The sequence below is a fragment of the Trinickia acidisoli genome, from assembly GCF_017315725.1.
GTDB lineage: Bacteria > Pseudomonadota > Gammaproteobacteria > Burkholderiales > Burkholderiaceae > Trinickia > Trinickia acidisoli.
The window spans coordinates 1,167,093-1,190,857 of the sequence record NZ_JAFLRG010000002.1 but is presented as its reverse complement, the minus strand read 5'-3'; the positions used below and the strand labels follow the sequence as shown (position 1 = coordinate 1,190,857).

At 59.7% G+C, this 23,765-nt stretch carries 17 protein-coding genes, 2 tRNA genes and 3 rRNA genes; 14 read left to right on the top strand and 8 right to left on the bottom strand.

Features of this window, described 5'->3' with window-relative positions; genetic code table 11:
- Positions 1-5: 5 nt before the first annotated feature.
- Positions 6-1,139 carry a branched-chain amino acid ABC transporter substrate-binding protein gene (locus J3485_RS23750; protein ID WP_206956751.1) on the top strand — a complete coding sequence of 378 codons (1,134 nt, stop codon included), beginning with the start codon at positions 6-8 and terminating at the stop codon, positions 1,137-1,139.
- Positions 1,140-1,174: 35 nt separating this feature from the next.
- Here the strand turns inward: J3485_RS23750 and J3485_RS23745 are convergent, their stop codons facing one another.
- Complete coding sequence (locus J3485_RS23745) at positions 1,175-1,495, bottom strand: 2Fe-2S iron-sulfur cluster-binding protein (RefSeq protein ID WP_206956749.1); 321 nt, start codon at positions 1,493-1,495, stop codon at positions 1,175-1,177.
- Between the two features lie 284 nt (positions 1,496-1,779).
- Between J3485_RS23745 and J3485_RS23740 the strand changes: the two genes are divergently transcribed.
- Positions 1,780-2,070 (top strand): DUF1488 family protein, encoded by a 291-nt coding sequence (locus J3485_RS23740; protein ID WP_206956748.1) that lies wholly within the window; start codon positions 1,780-1,782, stop codon positions 2,068-2,070.
- Positions 2,071-2,072: 2 nt separating this feature from the next.
- Here J3485_RS23740 and J3485_RS23735 read toward each other — a convergent pair whose 3' ends face one another.
- From J3485_RS23735 to J3485_RS23715, 5 genes are all read right to left on the bottom strand, one after another.
- The gene (locus J3485_RS23735) at positions 2,073-3,374 is read right to left on the bottom strand and encodes an NCS2 family permease (protein ID WP_206958336.1); all 1,302 of its coding nucleotides are present in this window, start codon (positions 3,372-3,374) and stop codon (positions 2,073-2,075) included.
- Positions 3,375-3,595: 221 nt separating this feature from the next.
- Entirely contained in the window at positions 3,596-4,351 is a 756-nt protein-coding gene (locus J3485_RS23730; RefSeq protein WP_206956747.1) for a slipin family protein, read from the bottom strand.
- Entirely contained in the window at positions 4,348-5,811 is a 1,464-nt protein-coding gene (locus tag J3485_RS23725; RefSeq protein ID WP_374192484.1) for an NfeD family protein, read from the bottom strand. The genes J3485_RS23730 and J3485_RS23725 overlap by 4 nt, the downstream gene beginning before the upstream one ends.
- Positions 5,812-6,187: 376 nt before the next feature.
- Positions 6,188-6,457 (bottom strand): DUF4148 domain-containing protein, encoded by a 270-nt coding sequence (locus J3485_RS23720; RefSeq protein ID WP_206956746.1) that lies wholly within the window; start codon positions 6,455-6,457, stop codon positions 6,188-6,190.
- A 300-nt stretch (positions 6,458-6,757) separates the two neighbouring features.
- Positions 6,758-7,684, bottom strand: a complete 927-nt coding sequence (locus J3485_RS23715; RefSeq protein WP_206956745.1) for a glutaminase — start codon at positions 7,682-7,684, stop codon at positions 6,758-6,760.
- Positions 7,685-8,358: 674 nt separating this feature from the next.
- Between J3485_RS23715 and J3485_RS23710 the strand changes: the two genes are divergently transcribed.
- The 7 genes from J3485_RS23710 (at position 8,359) to J3485_RS23680 (ending at position 17,175) form a co-directional block, all read left to right on the top strand.
- Positions 8,359-9,889, top strand: a 16S ribosomal RNA gene (locus J3485_RS23710).
- A 64-nt stretch (positions 9,890-9,953) separates the two neighbouring features.
- Positions 9,954-10,030, top strand: a tRNA-Ile gene (locus tag J3485_RS23705).
- A 61-nt stretch (positions 10,031-10,091) separates the two neighbouring features.
- Positions 10,092-10,167: transfer RNA gene (locus tag J3485_RS23700), tRNA-Ala, on the top strand.
- Positions 10,168-10,533: 366 nt separating this feature from the next.
- Positions 10,534-13,416 (top strand): 23S ribosomal RNA (locus J3485_RS23695).
- A gap of 227 nt (positions 13,417-13,643) precedes the next feature.
- Positions 13,644-13,757 (top strand): 5S ribosomal RNA (gene rrf / locus J3485_RS23690).
- The 16S, 23S and 5S rRNA genes sit together here with 2 tRNA genes alongside, the layout of an rRNA operon.
- Positions 13,758-14,158: 401 nt before the next feature.
- Entirely contained in the window at positions 14,159-16,360 is a 2,202-nt protein-coding gene (locus tag J3485_RS23685; protein ID WP_206956744.1) for a VTT domain-containing protein, read from the top strand.
- Positions 16,357-17,175, top strand: coding sequence for an endonuclease/exonuclease/phosphatase family protein (locus J3485_RS23680; RefSeq protein WP_309477074.1), 819 nt, complete (start codon positions 16,357-16,359; stop codon positions 17,173-17,175). The genes J3485_RS23685 and J3485_RS23680 overlap by 4 nt, the downstream gene beginning before the upstream one ends.
- Here the strand turns inward: J3485_RS23680 and J3485_RS23675 are convergent.
- Positions 17,172-18,335: a metallophosphoesterase gene (locus J3485_RS23675; protein ID WP_206956743.1), complete on the bottom strand. Its 1,164-nt coding sequence runs from the start codon at positions 18,333-18,335 to the stop codon at positions 17,172-17,174. The two genes, J3485_RS23680 and J3485_RS23675, sit on opposite strands and share 4 nt — an antisense overlap.
- 212 nt (positions 18,336-18,547) lie before the next feature.
- Between J3485_RS23675 and J3485_RS23670 the strand changes: the two genes are divergently transcribed.
- A complete protein-coding gene (locus J3485_RS23670) occupies positions 18,548-18,871 on the top strand; it encodes a hypothetical protein (protein WP_206956742.1) in 324 nt (107 codons plus the stop codon).
- Between the two features lie 95 nt (positions 18,872-18,966).
- Here the strand turns inward: J3485_RS23670 and J3485_RS23665 are convergent, their stop codons facing one another.
- The gene (locus J3485_RS23665) at positions 18,967-19,551 is read right to left on the bottom strand and encodes a malonic semialdehyde reductase (RefSeq protein WP_206956741.1); all 585 of its coding nucleotides are present in this window, start codon (positions 19,549-19,551) and stop codon (positions 18,967-18,969) included.
- A gap of 204 nt (positions 19,552-19,755) precedes the next feature.
- Here J3485_RS23665 and J3485_RS23660 point away from each other — a divergent pair, with 204 nt between their 5' ends.
- The 4 genes from J3485_RS23660 to J3485_RS23645 all read left to right on the top strand — a co-directional run bounded on the left by J3485_RS23660 (position 19,756) and on the right by J3485_RS23645 (position 23,568).
- Positions 19,756-20,376, top strand: coding sequence for an alpha-ketoglutarate-dependent dioxygenase AlkB family protein (locus J3485_RS23660; protein ID WP_206958330.1), 621 nt, complete (start codon positions 19,756-19,758; stop codon positions 20,374-20,376).
- A gap of 338 nt (positions 20,377-20,714) precedes the next feature.
- The gene (locus J3485_RS23655; RefSeq protein ID WP_206956740.1) at positions 20,715-21,272 is read left to right on the top strand and encodes a hypothetical protein; all 558 of its coding nucleotides are present in this window, start codon (positions 20,715-20,717) and stop codon (positions 21,270-21,272) included.
- Positions 21,273-21,417: 145 nt separating this feature from the next.
- Positions 21,418-21,771: a DUF3564 family protein gene (locus tag J3485_RS23650; protein ID WP_206956739.1), complete on the top strand. Its 354-nt coding sequence runs from the start codon at positions 21,418-21,420 to the stop codon at positions 21,769-21,771.
- Between the two features lie 645 nt (positions 21,772-22,416).
- Complete coding sequence (locus J3485_RS23645; RefSeq protein WP_206956738.1) at positions 22,417-23,568, top strand: porin; 1,152 nt, start codon at positions 22,417-22,419, stop codon at positions 23,566-23,568.
- Positions 23,569-23,765 lie beyond the last annotated feature (197 nt).

The following is a 23,765-nucleotide window of genomic DNA, read 5'->3' as shown; positions in this document are numbered from 1 at the left end:
TGGAGATGAAACGAAATACCCTGTACTGCACGGTTTTGGCCGTGACTTTTACGTATCCTTTCGCGGCTCGCGCCGATGAAATCGTGCGAATCGGTCACGTCGCGCCGCTGACCGGCGCAATCGCCCATCTGGGCAAGGACAGCGAGAACGGCGCACGGCTCGCCATCGAGGAAATCAATGCAAAGGGCCTGGTGGTAGGCGGAAAGCACGTGACGCTGCAACTCGATTCACAAGACGATGCGGGCGATCCCAAGACCGCCACTCAGGTCGCGCAAAAACTTGTCGACGACAAGGTCGTTGGTGTGGTGGGTCATTTGAACTCCGGTACGTCCATCCCTGCGTCGCGGATTTACAAGGATGCAGGTATCGTCGAGATCTCGCAGGCGGCAACGAACCCGGCGTATACGCAGCAAGGATTCAATACGACTTATCGCGTCGTGGCGACCGATGCGCAGCAAGGCCCGGCGTTGGCGAGTTACGCGGCGAAGAGCCTCGGTGTGAAGACGGTGGCGATCGTCGACGACGCCACGGCGTATGGGCAAGGTCTTGCCGACGAATTCGAAAAGGCGGCTAAGGCGGACGGCATCAAAGTGTTGTCGCGCGATGCGACGAACGACAAGGCGGTCGACTTCCGCGCCATTGTCACGAAGATCAAGGGCGCGAATCCCGACGCGATCATGTACGGCGGCATGGATGCAACCGGCGGGCCGTTCGCGAAACAGGCGCGGCAGTTGGGCGTGCGAGCGAAGATTCTGGGCGGCGACGGAGTCTGTTCGACTGACGTCGTGAAACTTGCCGGCCCGGCCGCTGACAACATCGTGTGCTCGGAGGCCGGCATGGCGCTCGAGAAAATGCCCGGCGGTGCTCGGTTCGCGCAGAAATACGAGTTGCGTTTTCACCAACCATTACAGGTCTACGCCCCCTTTTCCTACGATGCGGTGTACATCATCGTCGACGCGATGAAACGGGCGAATTCGACTGATCCGGCGAAGATCCTGGCGGCTATGCCGGCCACCGACTACAAGGGCGTCATCGGTGAAACGACGTTTACGGATCGGGGCGATCTCCGTCACGGCGCGATTTCGATCTTCTCCTATAAGGACGGGAAGAAAATGTTGCTGGACGTCGTCCAGTTGTAGCGGAATCGAAAGCGGCCCGTGTGCCCGTGGCGATCCTAGACGCGCATCGGGGCCGACTGCATCGGCTCCGCGTCCGGAACGTCGATGACCAGATCGGTATCGGCCGTTGCGACGCAAGGCAGGATCCACCCGTCGCTCTTTTCTTCGCGGCTGATGCCCGGCCACTCGATGCGATAGCTGATACGCCCCGAGACGAGCTTGCATAGGCACGTGCGGCAGGTGCCGTTGCGGCACGATCGTGGAAGCCTTACCTGAGCAGCCGCGGCGGCCTCGAGCAGCGTGAGCGATGGGGGCGCCTCGAACGTGTACCCGTGCGGTTCGACGCGAACGATAGGCGCTTTGAGCGGTGCGGTCATGACAGACAGAGGCCGGCATTGAAAGATCGGCAGCATTGTGGAGCGTATTTCGGCGAGCTTACCGCACGCCTCCGCTTTTTTCCGATGCCGGCGCGCCTTTCGTGTGAAGAAATGGAGGATAAACCGTCGATTCCAAGGAAAACTTGCTCGTCGCCGCAAACGTTCTAAAGTGAATGCAATCGGCGTAGACAGAGGGTTCGTTTTTCGCCGGTAGTCCGCGCTTCCAGCAAGAAGGAAGCACTCCCACTCGGCGCGGTGTTTTCGTCACGGCAAAGGCGAATACCATGCAGATCAGTTTTCCGAAAGAAGCGCCCGAGTACTCGGGGCGCGAGCTGAAAGTGGCGTTTCCCGCGCTCGTCAACGGCGAGCGCGTCTGGTGCAGCATCACGGCGGAAGCGCTCGAGGACCACTTCGGTGCCGCTTCGCCGAGGCTCGAGGACGTGGTCGGCGCGTTCGATGCGCATCGAACGCGGATCGAGGCGGCGACACGCAGGCTGTTGTCGGAAACCAGCGGCCAATGCATGACGCTGCGCAGCGGCTACGTCAGGTTCTACGAAGCGAACGCCGGCGCATAACGCTATCCCCCGCCTAGATAGAAGAAGCGGAACAGAAAGATAGCGGCGATGATCCAGACGATCGGTTTGACTTGACGAGCCCGTCCCGTGAAGAGCTTCAGGCCTGCATACGTGATGAAGCCGAATGCGACGCCGTTGGCGATCGAATAGGTGAACGGCATCAGCAGCGCGGTCAGCACGGCAGGTACGACTTCGGTCGCGTCGTCCCACGGCAGATCGGCCAGTTCGCGCAGCATCAAGCACGACACATAGAGCAGTGCGGGCGCGGTGGCATAGGCCGGCACGACGCCGGCCAGCGGCGCGATGAACAGACTCGCCAGGAATAGCACCGCGACGGTGACGGCTGTCACGCCCGTGCGGCCGCCCGCCTGCACGCCCGACGCGCTTTCGATATAAGCCGTGGTGGACGACGTGCCGAGCAGCGAGCCCGCGACGATGGCCGTGCTATCGGCGAGCAGCGCCTTGTTCAAGCGGTTCATCTTCCCCTCGACGAGCAGGCCGGCCCGATTGGCTACGCCCATCAGCGTGCCGGTGGCGTCGAACAATTCGACGAGGAAGAACACGAGCACGACGTTGAGGATCCCCGTTGAAAGGGCAGCGCGGATATCGAGGTGAAAGAGCGTGGGAACGATCGAAGGGGGCGCCGAGACGACGCCGTGAAACTGGTTTCCGCCGAAAAAGAACGACAGGACGGTGACGCCGAGAATACCGATCAGGATTGCGCCCCGCACACGCAGGAAGTCGAGCGTCACGATGGCGAAGAAGCCGATCGTCGCGAGCGCGACGTCGGGCTTGCGCAGATTGCCGAGTGTAACGAGCGTAGCGGAGTCGCCGACGACGATGCCGGCCGTCTTCAGCGAAATGATGGCGAGAAATAGCCCGATGCCGCCGGTGATGGCGGCGCGGATCGAGCGCGGTATTCCGTTGACGATCATCTCGCGTACGCCCACCAGCGTGACGAGCAAGAACAGGCACCCCGAAATAAAGACGGCGCCGAGCGCGGCTTCCCAGGTGAAGCCCATGCCTTTGACGACGGTATAGGCGAAATAGGCGTTCAAACCCATGCCGGGGGCGCAGGCGATCGGGTAGTTCGCGTAAAGGCCCATGATCAGCGTAGCGATGGCCGCCACCAGACAGGTGGCGACGAATACGGCATCTTTCGGCATTCCCGCGTCTCCGAGAATCGCGGGGTTGACGAAGATGATGTAAGCCATCGTAAGAAACGTCGTCACGCCGGCCAGTATTTCCGTGCGCAGATCGGTGCCGGCTTCGTCGAAGCCGAAATAGCGTTTGACTGATTCCATGAGCGGAAGTGTTTTGACTTGTTCCATGAGGTTCGATGCCGGTCGAGTACCGCTGGGTTTAGCTGCGCTGAATACGACAGCACCTATTCGCAAACCGGCCGCACAGTGTAATAGCGACCATTTGCCGGCGCTACCCTAGGCCGCCTATCTATCGGCGCTCATCACGCGCGGTGCATGACGCCCGTACGGCCCTGCCGCGCGTGCGCCGCGGCGCTAGGGATTCAGCGTCGATTGATCAGGCCGCTCAACAGTTCGATGGGGAGCGGGAAAACGATCGTGGAGTTCTTGTCGGCGGCGATCGTCGTTAGCGTCTGGAGGTAGCGCAATTGCATGGCCTGAGGTTCCTGCGCCAACGTTTGAGCCGCTTGCAACAGCTTTTGCGACGCTTGCAGTTCGCCGTCGGCGTGGATGACTTTGGCCCGCCGTTCCCGCTCCGCTTCCGCTTGCCGAGCGATCGCGCGAATCATCGACTCGTTGATGTCGACGTGTTTGATCTCCACGTTCGAGACCTTGATGCCCCATGCGTCCGTTTGGGCGTCGAGCGTTTTTTGAATGTCGGCGTTCAATTGCTCCCGTTCGGCGAGCAGCGCATCGAGTTCGTGTTTGCCGAGTACCGCGCGCAGCGTCGTCTGGGAAAGCTGGCTCGTTGCCTCGAAGTAGCGGGCGACTTGAATGACGGCCTTCTCGGGGTCGACGACGCGAAAGTACACCACGGCATTGACTTTCACGGAAACGTTGTCGCGCGTGATGACGTCTTGCGGCGGTACGTCGAATACGATCGTGCGCAGATCGATGCGCACGGCTTGCTGCACGATCGGAGCGATCAGCACGAGGCCCGGGCCCTTAACCTTCCAGAAGCGGCCGAGCAAGAAGACGACGCCGCGCTCGTATTCGCGAAAGATGCGGACCGAGGAGGCGATGAGGACGATCGCGATCAGGAACAGGATAGTACCGAAGCCGAAAGTGAATCCGATCATGGCGACACTCCTTGTTTTGGCTCTTCTATCGGCACGACGTCGAGCGTGAGCCCGTGTCGGCCCGTGACGCGCACGTGTGCGCCCGCCGCGAGAGGCGCTGCTGCGCACACGCGCCAGCGCTCGCCGTGGACGCGCGCCCAGCCGACGCTTGCGTTTTCCGCTTGGCCTTCGGCTGGCACGAGCGCGGCATCGATGATCTCGCCGAGGCTACCGACGAGCGCTTCGCCGCCGGTCGCAACGGGCCGTCGCCGCGCCCGATATGCGAAGCTCGAGACGAAGAAGACGAACACGGCGCTGGCGGCCGAGATGGCGGCGATCATCGGTAGCGGCACGCCGTAGCCGGGTGTATCGGTGTCGATCAGCATCAGCGCACCCGCGGCGAACGCGATGATCCCCCCGAAGCCGAGCGTGCCGAACGTCGGCAGGAAGGCTTCCGCGATGAGAAACGCGATGCCGAGAAAGATCAGCGCCAAGCCTGTGTAGCTGATAGGCAGCAATTGCAGCGCAAACAGGCCGACCAGTAGGCAAATTGCGCCGGCGACGCCGGGCAGCACGAAGCCGGGGTTCGCGAATTCGAAAAAGAGCCCATACATGCCGATCGTCATCAGGATCAGCGCGACGTTGGGATCCGTTACGACGGCGAGGAAGTGGCTGCGCCAATCGGGTTCGAGCGTCACGATGCGAGCGCGCGCGGTCGCCAACTTGTGTGCGCCGGTTGCGGTTTCGACGGTGCGCCCGTCGAGCTCGTTCAACAGATCGGGCACGTCGCGCGCCTTGAGATCGATGACGTTTTGAGCCAGCGCTTCATTGGCCGACAAGCTGACGGCTTCGCGGACGGCACGCTCGGCCCATGCGACATTGCGCCCGCGTAGTTGGGCAAGCCCGCGGATATAGGCGGCCGCATCGTCGATTTGCTTGCGTGTTTCGGTCGATTGCGTATCGGTGGCCAGCGGCGCCGAAGCCGTGCCTTTGTCATGTTCGCTTGGGTTCTTGGGTTCGGGCGATGCGATCCCAGGGCCGCCGAGCTGGATCGGCGTGGCCGCGCCGAGGTTGGTACCCGGCGCCATCGCCGCGATGTGGCAAGCATAGACAATATAGGTGCCTGCGCTCGCGGCGCGTGCGCCGCCCGGTGCGATGAACGCGGCGACGGGCACGGGCGAGGCCAGTATGGCCTTGATGATTTGCCGCATCGACGTATCGAGCCCGCCCGGCGTGTCGAGCTCGATGACTGCCAATTGGGCGTTTTCCCTTACGGCGCGCGCGAGCGAGCGCGTAATGAAATCGGCGCTGGCGGGGCCGATCGCACCGGCGACTGGAATGACGACCACGTTGCCGACCGGCGTTGCCTTGGCGGCCGCCGTACAGGCAGCGAGCGCGACGAGCATGGCGATGCAGCGATAAAGCCATAGGCGCAGCCACGCGGGCGGGCGCGGTTGGCGAGTCGACGCGATTCGCGGCAACGGATGGATGTTCATCGTTTTCAGTCGACGCCTGCGAGTGCGTCGCCGCCGGCGGAAAAGCTGTCCTGACGCTTAAAGATTAGGACGATTCACGCGGGTTCGCTAACCGCTGCGTTCGGAAGTGAGCGTAGGCGCCAAAAGAACGACTGCCGAACCCGCCCATTCCATGCCGTACGTTTGAAGTGTCGCTTGCCGGCCACGTGCGCAATGATGCGAGCGATTTTGCGGCCGATCGACGAAGCATCGCGGAAAGAGCCAATCAATGGGAAAAGAATGGGCATTCTCGCCGCTACATTGAGCGGGTTGAACGGATTGACCACGCAAAAGCGGTTGACCTATTCCGTTCGTGCCGTGCAGCGGCTGGAATGCCTCTGACTCATTTCCCGGATTGTCCGGTGCCAGTCATGGCGGGCCCGTAACCCGAGTATGCGTTGTTCTGTTGTTGAGCGATGACGGCCTCGGCACGCCGCAGGCTTCCCGGGCAGTCCCCTGAGCAATCCGAGAGTGGGTTGTAGCCGGCCTTTTCGAGTTGTACGAGTTCCGCGCGAACCTGCTCGCGCGTGAGAGGCCCATTAGACTGGGCGAATGCGAGTGCCGGAATCAGGGCAACGGCGGTGACGAAAGCGGCTTTGATCGAAAAGTTCATGTTCTTACCCTTCTAACTTGAAGTTGGCCGCGACGTTCCGCAGCAACGAGTTAGTATTCTGCGCTAGGGTAAATACCTACGATATTGAGTTAAGACGCCGAAGCGTTGAGTGTTTCGTTAAGCGTTCGCATGGAACAAGCAGGCGAGCGCCGCGCCGCCGACGTCTTCTCGACGGCAAGGTTAGGTTTTGGGTTCGCGGTAAACCACTTCGATGTTATGCCCGTCCGAACCATGAGGCGGGTGCGCGTCGATGTCAATTTGTCGCCGTTGGCCGGATCAGTCGTGCAGCCTCTCGGTGCTTCAAAAGATCGATCGCCCTGAGTAGGTCGTCAACCACTCCAAGGCGAGTGTGCCGGCGAGCGAATTGCCATTGGCATCGAGCCCCGGCGACCAAACGCACACGGCCATCTCCCCGGGCAGAACGGCAAGAACGCCACCGCCGACACCGCTCTTGGCCGGAAGGCCCACGCGATAAACGAAGTCGCCGGCGGCGTCGTAGGTGCCGCACGTCAGCATCAACGCCGATAGGCGCTTGGCCGAACTCGAATCGAGGATTCGCTCCTGCGTGGCGGGCGATACGCCGCCGTTGGCGAGAAACAGCGCGGCGCGCGCAAGCTCGACGCAGTTCATTTCGATGGCGCATTGACGGCAATAGGCATCGACGACGGTTTCCGGCGGCATTTGCAGATTGCCGAAGCTCGCGATGAAATGCGCCATCGCACGGTTGCGCTCGGCGTGCTGCAGTTCCGAGTGCGCGACGCGCGAGTCGTAATCGATGTCCGACGCGCCGGACAACCGCCGCACGAATTGCACGAGTGCTGTCTCGGCGCCCACGAAGCGACGGCTAAGCACGTCGGTGACGACAAGTGCCCCTGCATTGATGAACGGATTGCGAGGCAGGCCGCGCTCGGTTTCGAGTTGGACGAGCGAGTTGAACGCGGTGCCCGACGGTTCACGCCCGACGCGTTCCCACAGCGCGTCGCCGAGCAATTGGAATGCGAGCGTGCACGCGAACAGCTTCGAGATGCTTTGAATCGAGAATCGCGCTTGGGCATCGCCGACCGTAAACACTTCGCCGTTCAACGTGACGACGGCCATGCCGAAGCGTTCCGCGGGCACCTTGGCGAGTTCGGGGATGTAGTTGGCGACGCGCCCTTTCGTTCGCCACGGGTCGATGTCGCGATAAATCTGCTCGAGGATGAGCGTGTAGTTCGGCTGATGGTTCATTGGGTATTTTCGTAGACCGATAGGCGTGCGAGAGGCCTCACCGCCGCGCGCTCTGCTCTCTGCTGTGCTAACGGGCGGAGCCCGTATGGAACCCGCAAGCGCATGTTGCCGTCAAGCGTCTCGGTACGCTCGTTGCCGCATGCTCGGTTGCCACATGCGCACCGACGAGCATGTGAGGCCGATGGAAAATTTCCGCTTGCGCGGCCTGCGGAAGGTGCATAGAATTGCGCCCTTCGCGTCGGTCGATAGACGGCGCGAGAGAGAAGCGAGGAGTGGATGGAGTCTTGCTGCGCGAGGGTTTGCGCCAGGCTCCGACGGCGACGGTTCGATAGCGCGAGTGCTAAAAAACAGTTGACGGTATGTGCAAGGTTCTGCATAATCTCGTTTCTCTGCTGCTGACGCAGCAACGCAAGACGGTCGGTGCTGGAAGGGTGGTTGTTCTGGCGCTGTTGGTTGAGCGACGCGATCTTTAAAAATTTACAGCCGATAAGTGTGGGCGCTTGATGGCGAGCGCGAGGTTGGGTCTTCGGGCCTGGCCGAAAGCGAAAGTATCAAGTCTCACACAGTATTGAGGTAGGGTTCATCGAGAGATGGATTCGACCTGTCAGTACGTTGAGTGAGCGACCGATTCAAGACGTAGGCAACTACGTGAATCGAAAACAGTAACAGGCATTGAACTGAAGAGTTTGATCCTGGCTCAGATTGAACGCTGGCGGCATGCCTTACACATGCAAGTCGAACGGCAGCACGGGGGCAACCCTGGTGGCGAGTGGCGAACGGGTGAGTAATACATCGGAACGTGTCCTGGAGTGGGGGATAGCCCGGCGAAAGCCGGATTAATACCGCATACGCTCTATGGAGGAAAGCGGGGGATCTTCGGACCTCGCGCTCAAGGGGCGGCCGATGGCGGATTAGCTAGTTGGTGGGGTAAAGGCCTACCAAGGCGACGATCCGTAGCTGGTCTGAGAGGACGACCAGCCACACTGGGACTGAGACACGGCCCAGACTCCTACGGGAGGCAGCAGTGGGGAATTTTGGACAATGGGCGCAAGCCTGATCCAGCAATGCCGCGTGTGTGAAGAAGGCCTTCGGGTTGTAAAGCACTTTTGTCCGGAAAGAAATCTTCCTCGCTAATATCGAGGGGGGATGACGGTACCGGAAGAATAAGCACCGGCTAACTACGTGCCAGCAGCCGCGGTAATACGTAGGGTGCGAGCGTTAATCGGAATTACTGGGCGTAAAGCGTGCGCAGGCGGTTCGCTAAGACCGATGTGAAATCCCCGGGCTTAACCTGGGAACTGCATTGGTGACTGGCGAGCTAGAGTGTGGCAGAGGGGGGTAGAATTCCACGTGTAGCAGTGAAATGCGTAGAGATGTGGAGGAATACCGATGGCGAAGGCAGCCCCCTGGGCTAACACTGACGCTCATGCACGAAAGCGTGGGGAGCAAACAGGATTAGATACCCTGGTAGTCCACGCCCTAAACGATGTCAACTAGTTGTTGGGGATTCATTTCCTTAGTAACGAAGCTAACGCGTGAAGTTGACCGCCTGGGGAGTACGGTCGCAAGATTAAAACTCAAAGGAATTGACGGGGACCCGCACAAGCGGTGGATGATGTGGATTAATTCGATGCAACGCGAAAAACCTTACCTACCCTTGACATGGACGGAATCTTGCTGAGAGGTGAGAGTGCTCGAAAGAGAACCGTCACACAGGTGCTGCATGGCTGTCGTCAGCTCGTGTCGTGAGATGTTGGGTTAAGTCCCGCAACGAGCGCAACCCTTGTCCTTAGTTGCTACGCAAGAGCACTCTAAGGAGACTGCCGGTGACAAACCGGAGGAAGGTGGGGATGACGTCAAGTCCTCATGGCCCTTATGGGTAGGGCTTCACACGTCATACAATGGTCGGAACAGAGGGTTGCCAACCCGCGAGGGGGAGCTAATCCCAGAAAACCGATCGTAGTCCGGATTGCACTCTGCAACTCGAGTGCATGAAGCTGGAATCGCTAGTAATCGCGGATCAGCATGCCGCGGTGAATACGTTCCCGGGTCTTGTACACACCGCCCGTCACACCATGGGAGTGGGTTTTACCAGAAGTGGCTAGTCTAACCGCAAGGAGGACGGTCACCACGGTAGGATTCATGACTGGGGTGAAGTCGTAACAAGGTAGCCGTATCGGAAGGTGCGGCTGGATCACCTCCTTTCTCGAGCTGACGTGTTCAAGGTTGAGCGCTCACGCTTATCGGCTGTAGATCAAGACAGACTCAGGGGTCTGTAGCTCAGTTGGTTAGAGCACCGTCTTGATAAGGCGGGGGTCGTTGGTTCGAATCCAACCAGACCCACCATATGTCTGCGCCCCTGGGGAGCTCATCGAAGAGGTGGGCTGTCTGTGTCTGTACTGAGTGAGGGGGCATAGCTCAGCTGGGAGAGCACCTGCTTTGCAAGCAGGGGGTCGTCGGTTCGATCCCGTCTGCCTCCACCAACCACCAATGACAAGGGTTCGGCGCAAGGCGTTGCGCAGGAAGAGTCTTTGTCATTGGCGATTGAGCCAGTCAGAGCGACTGAAGTAGTCCGAGTCGGCTGTCGATCTTTAACAATCTGGAAGAAGTAGTAATGGATATTGGAAGCGTCTATGAGATGGACGTGGAAGATATCGATGGGTAGTGATTGTATCAAGTATGAAAAGTGATCGAAAGATGACTTGGAATACGGCACAACGCGAGAACTCAAACCTGTAGTGCGAGTGGTTCTAACCCCGTAGGTGGTACCTTCTAGGTGCCCCGCAAGGGGGCGAGCCCAGAGTAAGCGCTAAAGCGCTAACTCTGGCCGCGAGACGCTCTCGTTATAGGGTCAAGCGAACAAGTGCATGTGGTGGATGCCTTGGCGATCACAGGCGATGAAGGACGCGGTAGCCTGCGAAAAGCCCCGGGGAGCTGGCAAACGAGCTTTGATCCGGGGATGTCCGAATGGGGAAACCCACTCCGAATGGAGTATCGGTAGCTGAATACATAGGCTACGCGAAGCGAACGCGGCGAACTGAAACATCTAAGTAGCCGCAGGAAAAGAAATCAACCGAGATTCCCAAAGTAGTGGCGAGCGAAATGGGAAGAGCCTGTACGTGTTATCGATGTTGTTAGCTGAACGCTCTGGAAAGTGCGGCCATAGCAGGTGATAGCCCTGTAAGCGAAAACAGTGTTGAAGGACTAAGCGTACGAGAAGTAGGGCGGGACACGTGAAATCCTGTCTGAAGATGGGGGGACCATCCTCCAAGGCTAAATACTCGTGATCGACCGATAGTGAACCAGTACCGTGAGGGAAAGGCGAAAAGAACCCCGGGAGGGGAGTGAAATAGATCCTGAAACCGCATGCATACAAACAGTCGGAGCCTCGTAAGGGGTGACGGCGTACCTTTTGTATAATGGGTCAGCGACTTACGTTCAGTAGCAAGCTTAACTGATTAAGGCAGGCGTAGCGAAAGCGAGTCCGAATAGGGCGTTCAGTTGCTGGGCGTAGACCCGAAACCAGATGATCTATCCATGGCCAGGTTGAAGGTGCGGTAACACGTACTGGAGGACCGAACCCACTAACGTTGAAAAGTTAGGGGATGAGCTGTGGATAGGGGTGAAAGGCTAAACAAATCTGGAAATAGCTGGTTCTCTCCGAAAACTATTTAGGTAGTGCCTCGTGTATCACCTTCGGGGGTAGAGCACTGTCATGGTTGAAGGGTCCATTGCGGATTACTTCGCCATAGCAAACTCCGAATACCGAAGAGTGCAATCACGGGAGACAGACATCGGGTGCTAACGTCCGGTGTCAAGAGGGAAACAACCCAGACCGCCAGCTAAGGTCCCCAAGATTGGCTAAGTGGGAAACGAAGTGGGAAGGCTAAAACAGTCAGGAGGTTGGCTTAGAAGCAGCCACCCTTTAAAGAAAGCGTAATAGCTCACTGATCGAGTCGTCCTGCGCGGAAGATGTAACGGGGCTAAGCCAGTCACCGAAGCTGCGGATGCGTACGCAAGTGCGCATGGTAGGAGAGCGTTCCGTAAGCCTGCGAAGGTGCACCGTAAGGTGTGCTGGAGGTATCGGAAGTGCGAATGCTGACATGAGTAGCGATAAAGGGGGTGAAAGGCCCCCTCGCCGTAAGCCCAAGGTTTCCTACGCAACGTTCATCGGCGTAGGGTGAGTCGGCCCCTAAGGCGAGGCAGAAATGCGTAGCTGATGGGAAGCAGGTCAATATTCCTGCACCGTCGTGAGATGCGATGGGGGGACGGATCGCGGAAGGTTGTCCGGGTGTTGGAAGTCCCGGTCGCTGCATTGGAGAAGGCGCTTAGGCAAATCCGGGCGCGTAATTCAAGGGTGTGGCGCGAGCGGCCTAGTGCTGCGAAGCAATCGGAAGGGGTCCCAAGAAAAGCCTCTAAGCTTCAGTCTCATGATGACCGTACCGCAAACCGACACAGGTGGGCGAGATGAGTATTCTAAGGCGCTTGAGAGAACTCGGGAGAAGGAACTCGGCAAATTGGTACCGTAACTTCGGGATAAGGTACGCCCCTGTAGCTTGACTGGCCTGCGCCAGAAGGGTGAAGGGGTTGCAATAAACTGGTGGCTGCGACTGTTTAATAAAAACACAGCACTCTGCAAACACGAAAGTGGACGTATAGGGTGTGACGCCTGCCCGGTGCCGGAAGATTAAATGATGGGGTGCAAGCTCTTGATTGAAGTCCCGGTAAACGGCGGCCGTAACTATAACGGTCCTAAGGTAGCGAAATTCCTTGTCGGGTAAGTTCCGACCTGCACGAATGGCGTAACGATGGCCACACTGTCTCCTCCCGAGACTCAGCGAAGTTGAAGTGTTTGTGATGATGCAATCTACCCGCGGCTAGACGGAAAGACCCCATGAACCTTTACTGTAGCTTTGCATTGGACTTTGAACCGATCTGTGTAGGATAGGTGGGAGGCTATGAAGCGTGAACGCTAGTTTGCGTGGAGCCGTCCTTGAAATACCACCCTGGTTTGTTTGAGGTTCTAACCTTGGCCCGTGATCCGGGTCGGGGACAGTGCATGGTAGGCAGTTTGACTGGGGCGGTCTCCTCCCAAAGCGTAACGGAGGAGTACGAAGGTACGCTAGGTACGGTCGGAAATCGTGCTGATAGTGCAATGGCATAAGCGTGCTTAACTGCGAGACCGACAAGTCGAGCAGGTGCGAAAGCAGGTCATAGTGATCCGGTGGTTCTGTATGGAAGGGCCATCGCTCAACGGATAAAAGGTACTCTGGGGATAACAGGCTGATACCGCCCAAGAGTTCATATCGACGGCGGTGTTTGGCACCTCGATGTCGGCTCATCTCATCCTGGGGCTGTAGCCGGTCCCAAGGGTATGGCTGTTCGCCATTTAAAGAGGTACGTGAGCTGGGTTTAAAACGTCGTGAGACAGTTTGGTCCCTATCTGCCGTGGGCGTTGGATATTTGAAGGGGGCTGCTCCTAGTACGAGAGGACCGGAGTGGACGAACCTCTGGTGTACCGGTTGTCACGCCAGTGGCATCGCCGGGTAGCTATGTTCGGAAGAGATAACCGCTGAAAGCATCTAAGCGGGAAACTCGCCTTAAGATGAGATATCCCCGGGGCTTTAAGCCCCTTGAAGGGTCGTTCAAGACCAGGACGTTGATAGGTCGGGTGTGTACGTGCAGTAATGCACTTAGCTAACCGATACTAATTGCCCGTACGGCTTGATCCTATAACCGGAGCGTTTCGCCTTCAGTGTGTGTGCCTCAGCACCGACTGAAGAGCACCCCCGAACGGGGGCTCAGCGCTCAAGGTTTGACTCGCGTATCCGTGCCACGCAATCACCCCCCATCGATCACCCCCCATTACACCGAAACACCGAGCCCGCCCACACCGCGCGCTCAATACTTCTTCCCAGATTGGCTATGCGGCCCACAAGCCTCGTAGCAACAAGTCATGCCTGATGATCATAGCGAGTTGGTACCACCCCTTCCCATCCCGAACAGGACCGTGAAACGACTCCACGCCAATGATAGTGCGGATTGCCCGTGTGAAAGTAGGTCATCGTCAGGCTCCCTACCCTACAAACCCCCGTTAGCGCGCCCGCTACCGGGGGTTTGTGCTTTATGCTCGAACAAAAAGTCTCGTTGTATTCCGGAAAGCAGGCTCCGGAAAGCCTCGCTCGACAATTCGCACCGCGCTCGATCGTTACCCCCTCGCGCCGACTCATCCCCCTTTCCCTGTCGGCGTCGCGCTCGCATCGATACGCGTCCAGTCCGCTCGAAATAAAACGGGGCATGCCCATTGCTCGCCGTTCCACAGTGGTGCTGTATTTGCAGCGCGCGACATAGGAGCCGACATGACGAGCAACCCGACGCCGCCAATGCCTAAAGCGACGAGGCAAGCTACGTTTCAGATGCGACGGGTGCCGTGACGGGCGACCGGTCGACCACTTGAACTGCGCACCGATAGAAATGACGAGGGATGCCGACACGCACGCGGCTATTCGCGAGCGGGAGCACGAGCCGGCACGCGCATCGTGTTTACCGACGCTTCGATATGGCTTGCTCGAGGTCGGACGCAACTGCGAATCGATTCGGCACGCAAATCGATTGGCACTCCTAATCGATGGGAACGCCTATTTTTCGGCCTTGCGAGAGGCACTTGTCCGCGCCGAGCGTACGATCTTCATCGTCGGCTGGGATCTCGACAGTCGTATGCGGCTGGTGCCGGAGGGGGCTAACGATGGCCTTCCCGAAGCGTTAGGCGAGTTTCTGCAAGCGCTGTCCGCGATCCGTCGGCGGTTGCGCATCTACATTCTTGCGTGGGACTTCGCCATGATTTACGCGTTCGAACGCGAATGGATGCCCGTCTATCAAACGGGTTGGCGTTCGCAGCGCGGCATCGTGTTTCGTCAGGATGGTTTCCACCCGCGAGGCGCATCGCACCATCAGAAAATGGTCGTGATCGACGATCGACTGGCGTTCGTCGGTGGGCTCGACCTGACGCGTTCGCGTTGGGACACGCCCGCGCACCTGGCGGACGACGCTCGGCGCCGCGACGCGAACGGTTTGCCCTATGGGCCGTTTCACGATGTTCAGGTAATGTTCGACGGCAACGCGGCGGCCACGATAGGTGTACTCGCACGCGAGCGCTGGCACCGTACATGCGGCAAACGGATCGCGGTGCGCGCGCATCGGGCCGTCGATCGCGATACGGACCCTTGGCCTCCAGCCACAAACGTCGAACTGCGCGACGTCATGCTCGGTATTTCGTTGACCGAACCGCCCCATCGCGCGAACAGCGCGGTCCAGCATATTCGAACGTTGACCGCGGATATGATCGCTGCCGCACGCGAAGGTCTCTACATCGAAAACCAGTATTTCACGGCTGCGGTCGTTCGCGAGGCGCTCGGTGCCCGGCTCGCGCAGGACGATGCACCCGATGTCGCGATTGTCGTGCCACGCATGCAAAGCGGCTGGCTCCAGGAAGCGACGATGGGCGTTCTGCGCGCGCGCTTGCATCGCGCGCTCGTCGATGCCGATCGACAAGCCCGCTTTCGCATGTATTGCCCGCACGTCGATGGGCTCGGTGATAGCTGCGTCAACGTGCACAGCAAAGTGATGATCGTCGACGATACCGCGATGACGGTCGGCAGCGCCAATCTCAACAATCGCTCAATGGTGCTCGACACCGAGTGCAACGTCACGATCGACGCAAACGGCGACGCTCGCGTGCGCGAGACGATTGCGCTTTGGCGCAATCGTCTATTGGCGGAGCATCTCGACGTGGGCGAGGCCGACGTGGCCTGCGCGCTCACACGTGAACATCGCCTCAATGCAGCCATCGATACGCTCGTGCATAGCCAAGGCCGCACATTGCGGCCGTTCACGCCCATAGTTACGGCCGACCTCGATGCGCTGGTGCCGCTGAACGCATGGCTGGATCCCGAACAGCCGATCGCACCCGAGGCGCTCGTGCACGAGTTCATTCCGCAGGGGCGGGGCAAGTCGTTGACTGCGCGCTTTCTCTTGCTCGGCGCTTTGGTGCTCGCACTGACGGTGATGGCCTTGCTTTGGCACGTCACATCGCTCGGCAATCGGCTGAATCTCGCCGAACTTGCGCGGCTCATCAGACAAATCGACGCACTGCCGTTCGCACCGCTCATCGTGCTGACGAGCTATGTCGTTGCCGCGGTAGTTTCCATTCCGATCACGCTGTTGATCGCCGCTACGGGCCTTGTATTCGGCACGTGGCCGGGTATCGGCTACGCGCTCGGCGGTACGCTGCTGTCGGCGATCGCGACCTATGGCCTCGGCGTCGTACTCGGGCGCGACGCCGTGCGCCGCCTCGCCGGCGCGCGCGCGAATCGGCTCAGCGAACGTATCGGAGCGCGTGGTGTAGTTACCGTCATCGTTCTACGGGTGCTGCCCATCGCGCCATTTACGATTGTCAATCTCGTTGCAGGGGCGTCGCACATCCGGCTGCGCGATTTCGTGATCGGCTCCGTCGTCGGCATGGTGCCGGGCATTGTGCTGACGGTGACGTTCGCGCATCAATTGGTGAGTGCGATTCGGCATCCCACCCTCGGCTCCGTCGCGGCAATGGCAGCGATAGGGGCGGTGCTGGTCGGTATTTCCGTGGCGCTGCAACGCTCGCTGGGGCGGCGCAAGTGAACGCTAATCTGAACCAACGCGTCGATGCGAGCGTTGATTTCGCGTCCAGCGAAGCCGCGCACAATAACGATGCGGATACCGCACCGTCTCGCGTAGGCGAACTCAAGATCGCGACTTACAACATTCATGGCGGCCTGCCCGCGTGGACGGCGAAGTCCAAGCGGCAGATGGTCTCGCGCATCGCACAGGTCATTGCCGAACTCGATGCCGATATCGTCGCTTTGCAAGAGGTCCCGCTCGGCGGTTCCGAAACACCTGACGTGCTGTCGCAACTGCGCGAGGCGAGCGGAATGTTCGCCGTCGAGGGCCCGACGCTCGATACGCCAAAACGCCGTTATGGAAACGCGGTGCTATCCAGGCTGCCTGTGCGTATGGCGCGTACGCTCGATCTGTCGTTTCATCGACGCGAGCCGCGTGGTGCGCTCGACGCCGACATCGACTGCGCAGGGCGTTTGATACGTGTCGTCGCGACGCATCTCGGGTTGTCGGCCAGCGAACGGAATACGCAAGTGCGCACCCTGCTAGCCGCGTTCGATAATAGCGAGTTGCCCGTTATTTTGGTCGGCGATATCAACGAATGGTTCGTGCGCGGGCGTGCATTGCGTGCGCTCGTCTCGCATTTCCGGCGAGCGCCGGCGCCTCGTACTTTCCCGACGTTCTATCCGGTTTTTGCACTCGACCGTATCTGGGTGCACCCAGGGGAATGCTTGATCGACGTGAAAGTTCACCGCAGCGCAATTGCTCGGCGGGCGTCCGACCACTATCCGCTCGTTGCGCGCATACGCGTGCCGGCGAATTCCATTAATCCCCTTTAAGCCGCCGCGCCGCGGACCAGCCGAAGGCGTGTAATTTCCGACGGTGCACCGAGCCGCTTGGGCGGGCCCCAATAGCCTGTTCCCCGGCTGGTGTAGACCCACAGGGCATCGAGTTTCACGAGCCCGGCCGTAAACGGCTGCTGCAGACGAACGAAGAAATTCCACGGGAAGAATTGCCCGCCGTGCGTATGTCCCGACAACTGCAGCGTGTAACCGGCATTCGCCGCGGCAAGGGCTGTACGCGGTTGGTGCGCGAGCAGCAGCTTGAAGCGCACGTCGCGTGGCGCGTGGGCCAATGCCGCCGCGGGATCGCTGCGATGCGCTTCGTCGAAGTGCCCTGCCGAGTAATCGGTGACGCCCGCGACGATGAATGGGGTGCCTTGATGCTCGAGCACCACGTGTTCGTTCAAGAGAACGTGCAACCCGAGCCGTTCGAATTCGGCAACCCATTGTGCGGCGCCCGAGTAGTACTCGTGGTTTCCCGTGACCAAATAGGTGCCGTAGCGAGCCGTGAGGCGCCCCAGCGGCTTGGTGTGGCGGGCCAATTTCGCGACGCTGCCGTCCACGACATCGCCGGTGACCGCGATGAGATCGGGTTCGAGACGGTTCACCGCGTCGACGATTGCATCGACATAGCGCGCTTTGATGGTCGGCCCTACGTGGATATCGCTGATTTGAACGATCGTTAGCCCTACGAGTGCAGCAGGCAACTCGTCGATGGGGACATCGATCGATACGACCTTGGCGCGCCGACGCGCATTGACGAAGCCGATGGCCGTCGACAATACGGCGAGTAACGGTACGGCTGCAGCCGTATCGACACGCAAGCGATCGAGAGACAGCGCACGGGGCCAAAGCGCATCGACGGTCAGCGCCGACGCGAGTGCAACGTCGCGCAGCACCGTAAAGACGAGCAGCGACGAGAAAAAGCCCAGCGCAATCAAGCCGATCCAAGCGATCCGGTCGGCATGCGCACGAAGGTCGAACGTTCGAGCGAGCATCCCCAGTGGGATCAAGCAGCATGACAATACGAGCGCGCAGCCGGCGAATACTTTAACGAGCGTGCCGACCGGTAGCTCGGGAATGAGACGAAGACCGACGTAGATGTGCATCAGCACGCCGATGAGGATCGCGCGCGTAAAGAAAGAGGAACGACGCATAGGCGATGAGCGAGGGTGCCGAAATGGGGATGAACCGGCCATACCGAGGAGGATTGCGTTGAGCATTGTACCCGTGGGGGGCGGGACGCCGCGCTCGGCTCAGTCGGGGGCGGGATAACGTCGGTTTCCCACTTCGTGAAATCGATCTAAGCTATGAATATTCATGATTCGATTCTCGCGCCGGTTCGGCGTTCGACAGGGAGAGGAGGCGAATGATGAAAGCTGCCAAATGGCACCATAGGACGCATCGTCCTCATCATCTCGGCTACGAGGGCAGTCATGTCATGCTGCCGCTCGTGGGGCTTTCGCTGATGGCGCTGGTCGTCTATTACGTCGTCCGTCGCGCGGATCTGCTCGAGATCAGCCGTAGCGCACTGTTCGACGTGGCGATGGTGTTCGTCGCACTCGGTATCGCCGGTCTGTTCGGGGTTGCCGGCGCGTGGTTGCGTTCCGACGGCAACGAGAAAGGCGAAGGTTTTTGCTTTGTCGGCGCACTGATCGGCGCCGTCGTGTTTTATATCGCGCTGCTTACATAAGGCAGGCATTGCGGGTGCGCTGCCGGGAGGCTTAGCGCAGGACGGAATGCCGGTTTTGCCCAAGCGGCGCACGGTTTTCTTTGAATGCGTGCCGATTACGCAATTCGTGCCGCCTCGTCGAACGAGAAGCGCGGATTACGCGCATGCAGCGTCGAGCGATCGCCGTATCCGAGGTTGATCAGGAAGTTCGATTTGATCGTCGTCCCCGCGAAAAAGGCTTCGTCCACTTTAACCGCATCGAAGCCCGACATCGGGCCCGCGTCGAGGCCAAGCGCGCGCGCCGCCATGATCAGATAGGCGCCTTGCAGCGAAGCGTTGCGAAAGGCCGTTGCGCGGATCGCCTCGTCGTTGCCGACGAACCAACTGCGCGCGTCCGCATGCGGGAACAGCTTCGGGAGATGTTCGTAGAACGCCATGTCCATGCCGACGATGACGGTGACGGGGGCCGCCATCGTCTTGCCCACGTTGCCGGCCGAAAGCGCCGGCCTCAGCTTTTCCTTCGCCTCGGCCGTCTTCACGAAGACGAAGCGGCCGGGGCTCGAATTCGCCGACGTTGGCCCCATCACGGTTAGTGAGACGATTTGTCGAAGCAATGCATCGTCGATCGCCTTGGGCAGCCAGGCATTGTGCGTGCGTGCTTCGCGGAAAAGCTGATCGAGAGCGTCGTCGGAAAGTGTCATGATCGACTGAAGAGGCGCCGTGAGCCGAAAGTTCGAGAGGGCTCAATGATAGCCACGGCTGCATCTTCTTGCAGCGTATGGAATTTTCGGCGGGCGGCGCAGGATGAGCCGGCAGGTTCTCGATTGTCGTGTCGTCGATTGTGCGATATGAACGTAGGTGAAGCGATAAACCGGCTGCGTGGCCGGCAAGGGTGTTAAGGAATGATCGATGACATGTTCGGCGGTGCACCGCAGGTCGACGTCGACTGGTATCCGCATTGGCTGTCGCCGGACGAAGCAACGGTGGCGTTTTCCGCGCTCGTCGATGAGGTGCCGTGGAAGCAAGATCTCATTCGCACGCCGGGCGGCATCAAGCCGCTGCCGCGTCTTACGGCGTGGCAGGGCGATCCGGGGGCGGTCTATGTCTACTCGGGCATTCGCAACGAGCCGCTTGCATGGACGCCGACCGTTTTTGCGTTGAAGTCGCTGGCCGAGACCGAATGCGAGATGCGCTTCAACAGCGTCTTGCTGAACCGATACCGAAGCGGGGACGACAGCATGGGCTGGCACGCCGATCGCGAGCCAGAACTCGGCACCGAGCCGGTGATCGCTTCGGTGAGCCTAGGCGTTGCGCGGCGCTTCGATCTTCGACACAACGAAACGGGCCAACTGCGCGCATTTGAGCTCACTAGCGGTAGTCTTTTGGTCATGCGCGGACGTACTCAACACGATTGGCGACACCGGATCGCGAAAGTCTCCGGTTTGCGGGGCGAGCGGATCAATTTGACGTTCCGGTTCGTCAGGACGCGCGACGACGCGAATCGATCGTCGCGCGCGGCGGAGTAGGGTGAATGCGATGCATGCCTATTCGTTAGTTGTCCTAACCAAATTGCATGCTTACAAGCAGATATTTTCGTTAGAAGTTTTATAAGAAATTTATGCGCATAAAGGCTGTCGCGATGGTGGCCGCGAGCCTTGATTATCTGTCCCTTATTGCGGGGAATATGGCGGATCCTGCCGATACTCTCTCGTTATGGTGATTGCCCGCGCTTCTATGCTGACCATAGCGGCGCCGTGCGGCGTCTGCCGGTCCGTTCGATCGCGAGAATTGCGTCGCGGCCTCTCGCACCGTGTTTTGCAACGCCTCGTGGCGATTGGGTTCGGATACCGAGGAAAGACGTCTGATGAAAATTTCCCTATGGGCGAGTGCGGCCTTGCTCGCGTTATCGACGGCGGCGTTCGCGCAGCGACCGCTCGTCTATCCGTTGCGCAGCCAGAGTGGGGCCGCCCAGGGCGTCGACAACGCATATTGCTATTGGCAAGCGAGGAAGCAGACCGGCGTCGACATGGCGCGTCAGTCGCAACGCCCGGTTCGCACCAAGCCGATTCAATTCACTCCCGATGCGGGCAGAGGGGCGAGCGAGCCGCCGTTGCCTGCTCCGCGCGGCATGCCGGGCGGGGCTTCCCGTGCGGCACAAGCGGGGGCGGCGGCGGACGCGGCGGGCGGCGCATCTAAAGCCGGTAGTGCGCCGACGGTTGCGTCGCAATCTCATGCGTCGTCCGTGCCAAACGCCGTTGCCGGACAAGCGACCGCCTCGGCTTCCGGTTCGGCCGGTGCGGCCTCGGCGGCATCGTCGAATCTGCCGCCGCTACCCCCGCCAGAGCCGCCGGAGCCGCCGATGACGGCTTATTGGCAGGCTTACGGCGACTGCATGCAAGCGCGCGGATACGGCGTGCAATAACCTCTGTCCGTCGTCGCGATAGAACAGGCGCGGCGCTCGCTTCCATTTCCCCACCGGCGAGTACCGGTGCGACATTTGTCGCCTTGCAATCGACTCCTCGCGGCATAGACTTTATGTCTCGATGAACACCTTGGGGGACTAGGCAATGCGTCTGACCATTTTGATTAACGGTCCCGATCCCACCGTCAATCATGACTACGCCGTGCTTTGGCTCGATACGGACGAGCGCGTATGGTCCAGAGAATCGCATGACGGGATCGACCTTCCGCCCTGGGGGGAGTTGCGTGACGAAGGCGGTGTGACCCAACTCTGCGCTCCCACGGCCGAGCAACCGCTTTGCACGTTGCGGGGCTTGCATGTCGAGCGCGATTCCCCGACCGCGGCGCAGGGCGGGGCGCAATGGTCGTCGGACAAACTCGGGGCGACCGATGGTATGTGGCGTTTGCAGGCTGTGGAGAAAAACGCCATTCGGCCCGAGCACAGTGTCTTTAGGCGTTGAGACCGTAATCGTTGCCGTTCGCGACGGCGCGAAAAAGTTTTACGGTCCGTTACGAAACACCCGGGGCGATTTTCATTTCGGTATAGTCGGCCTTGGCTATCTCGAGGCCAACCCTCCTAGGCCCGTTCGGCGTCTCGCCGACGGGCCGTCTTTTTTCCCTCCGCCGATTCCCGCTTGCTTTCCATTTATCGCGCCTTCCAGAACTGGACGATGTGCGATTTGAGTCTTTGGAAACAATAATCGATGCCGATGCGGGCCCGAAATCGGCGCCTCGAACATCGAACTGTCTCGAAACGCGCGCTGCGCTTGCCTCTTGAGCATGACGATCTGGTGAAAAACCGTTGCTCTTTTGCAACTCCAGGCCGCTTATCAACTGTATTCGGCGCAGCCGCCCCTTTCGCTATCACAAAACAAAATCGTTCAAAAACAATGTGCTAGGGGTTTTTGCTAGATTGATTGTTTCTTTTTGAGCAAGAATGTGTTGTGTGGTCAGCGTATACCCTATTCGGGTCGACACGTAGACTCGCCCCTCATCGGACGGGTCGATCGTTTTGACTACACAGCCGCTTCGGAAGCGGCGTCGATGGTCACTCCGTCTATTCCGAAGTCTGGCAGCCAGCCAGTTTTATAAATAGGACTTCTCTAATGAAAAAAACCCTGGTCGTTGCAGCGGTTTCCGCCTCTTTCGCAGTCGCCGCACACGCTCAAAGCAGCGTCACGCTCTATGGCGTGGTCGATGCCGGCATCACGTACACCAGCAATGTCGGCGGCCACGCCGCTTGGCAAGAAGGCTCGGGCGGCATCGATCAAAGCCGTTTCGGCCTGAAGGGTTCTGAAGATCTCGGCAATGGCCTGAAGGCGATCTTCAACCTGGAAAGCGGCTTCAACGTGAACAACGGCGGTTTCGCGAACAGCGGCAGCGAGTTCAACCGTCAGTCGTACGTCGGCCTGTCGAGCAACTACGGCACGGTTACGCTCGGCCGCCAGTACGACGCGTCGCAAGACTACTTGGCGCCGTTGAGCGCAACGGGTAGCTGGGGCGGTACGTCGTTTGCCCACTACGGCAACTTCGACAACCTGAACACGAACGGCGGCATCGCGGTCAACAACTCGATCAAGTTCTCGAGTGCCGATTACGCTGGCTTCACGTTCGGCGGCACGTACGGCTTCTCGAACCAAGCCGGCGCGTTCGCGAACAACCGCGAGTACAGCCTCGGCGCGGCTTATGCGTTCCAAGGTCTGCACGTGGCGGCTGCGTATGCTCAGCAAAACAGCCCCCTCGGCGCGGCCGGCGGCGCAAGCACCGGCTCGAACCTTGGCGCGTTCGCGGGCGGTTTCGTGAGCGGCTTGTCGGGCGGCGCTGTGACGTCGATCGGCAACTTCCGTCAACGTACGTACGGTGCGGGCGCAAGCTATGCGTTCGGCCCGGCGCAAGTGGGTGCGGTGTGGACGCAAGCGCGTATCGACAATGGCCAAATCCCGCTGTCGATCCACCAAAACAACTATGAAATCAACGCGAAGTACAACCTGACGCCGGCTCTGGGTTTGGGCGTTGCTTACACATTCACGGATCAGAACCAATCGCTGTTCGGCCTGCAAGCGTCGCAACGCTTCCACCAAATCGGCGCGCAAGCTGACTACGCGCTGTCCAAGCGCACCGACGTGTACGCTCAAGTGACGTACCAACACGCGAACGGCACGGGCGCTGCCGCGTGGATTTATAACGGCACGCTTGGTGGTGCGTCGTCTTCGGACAACCAGACCGCCGCCACGGTTGGTCTGCGCCACCGCTTCTAAGCCGGCAGTATCGGTTTGGTTATCGGTTGAGTTGCATAAAAGGCGTCGCGCTTGCGGCGCCTTTTTCTTATTCGATTTTTTCATCCTCCTACATTCCGCGCTTCTCCCTACTCGCCGACGGGCCACTGCGGCGTGGCATCGGGGTTCTCCCTATACTTGTCCTTGTCATGTGTGCGTACGGCAATCCGCTTCGTGCA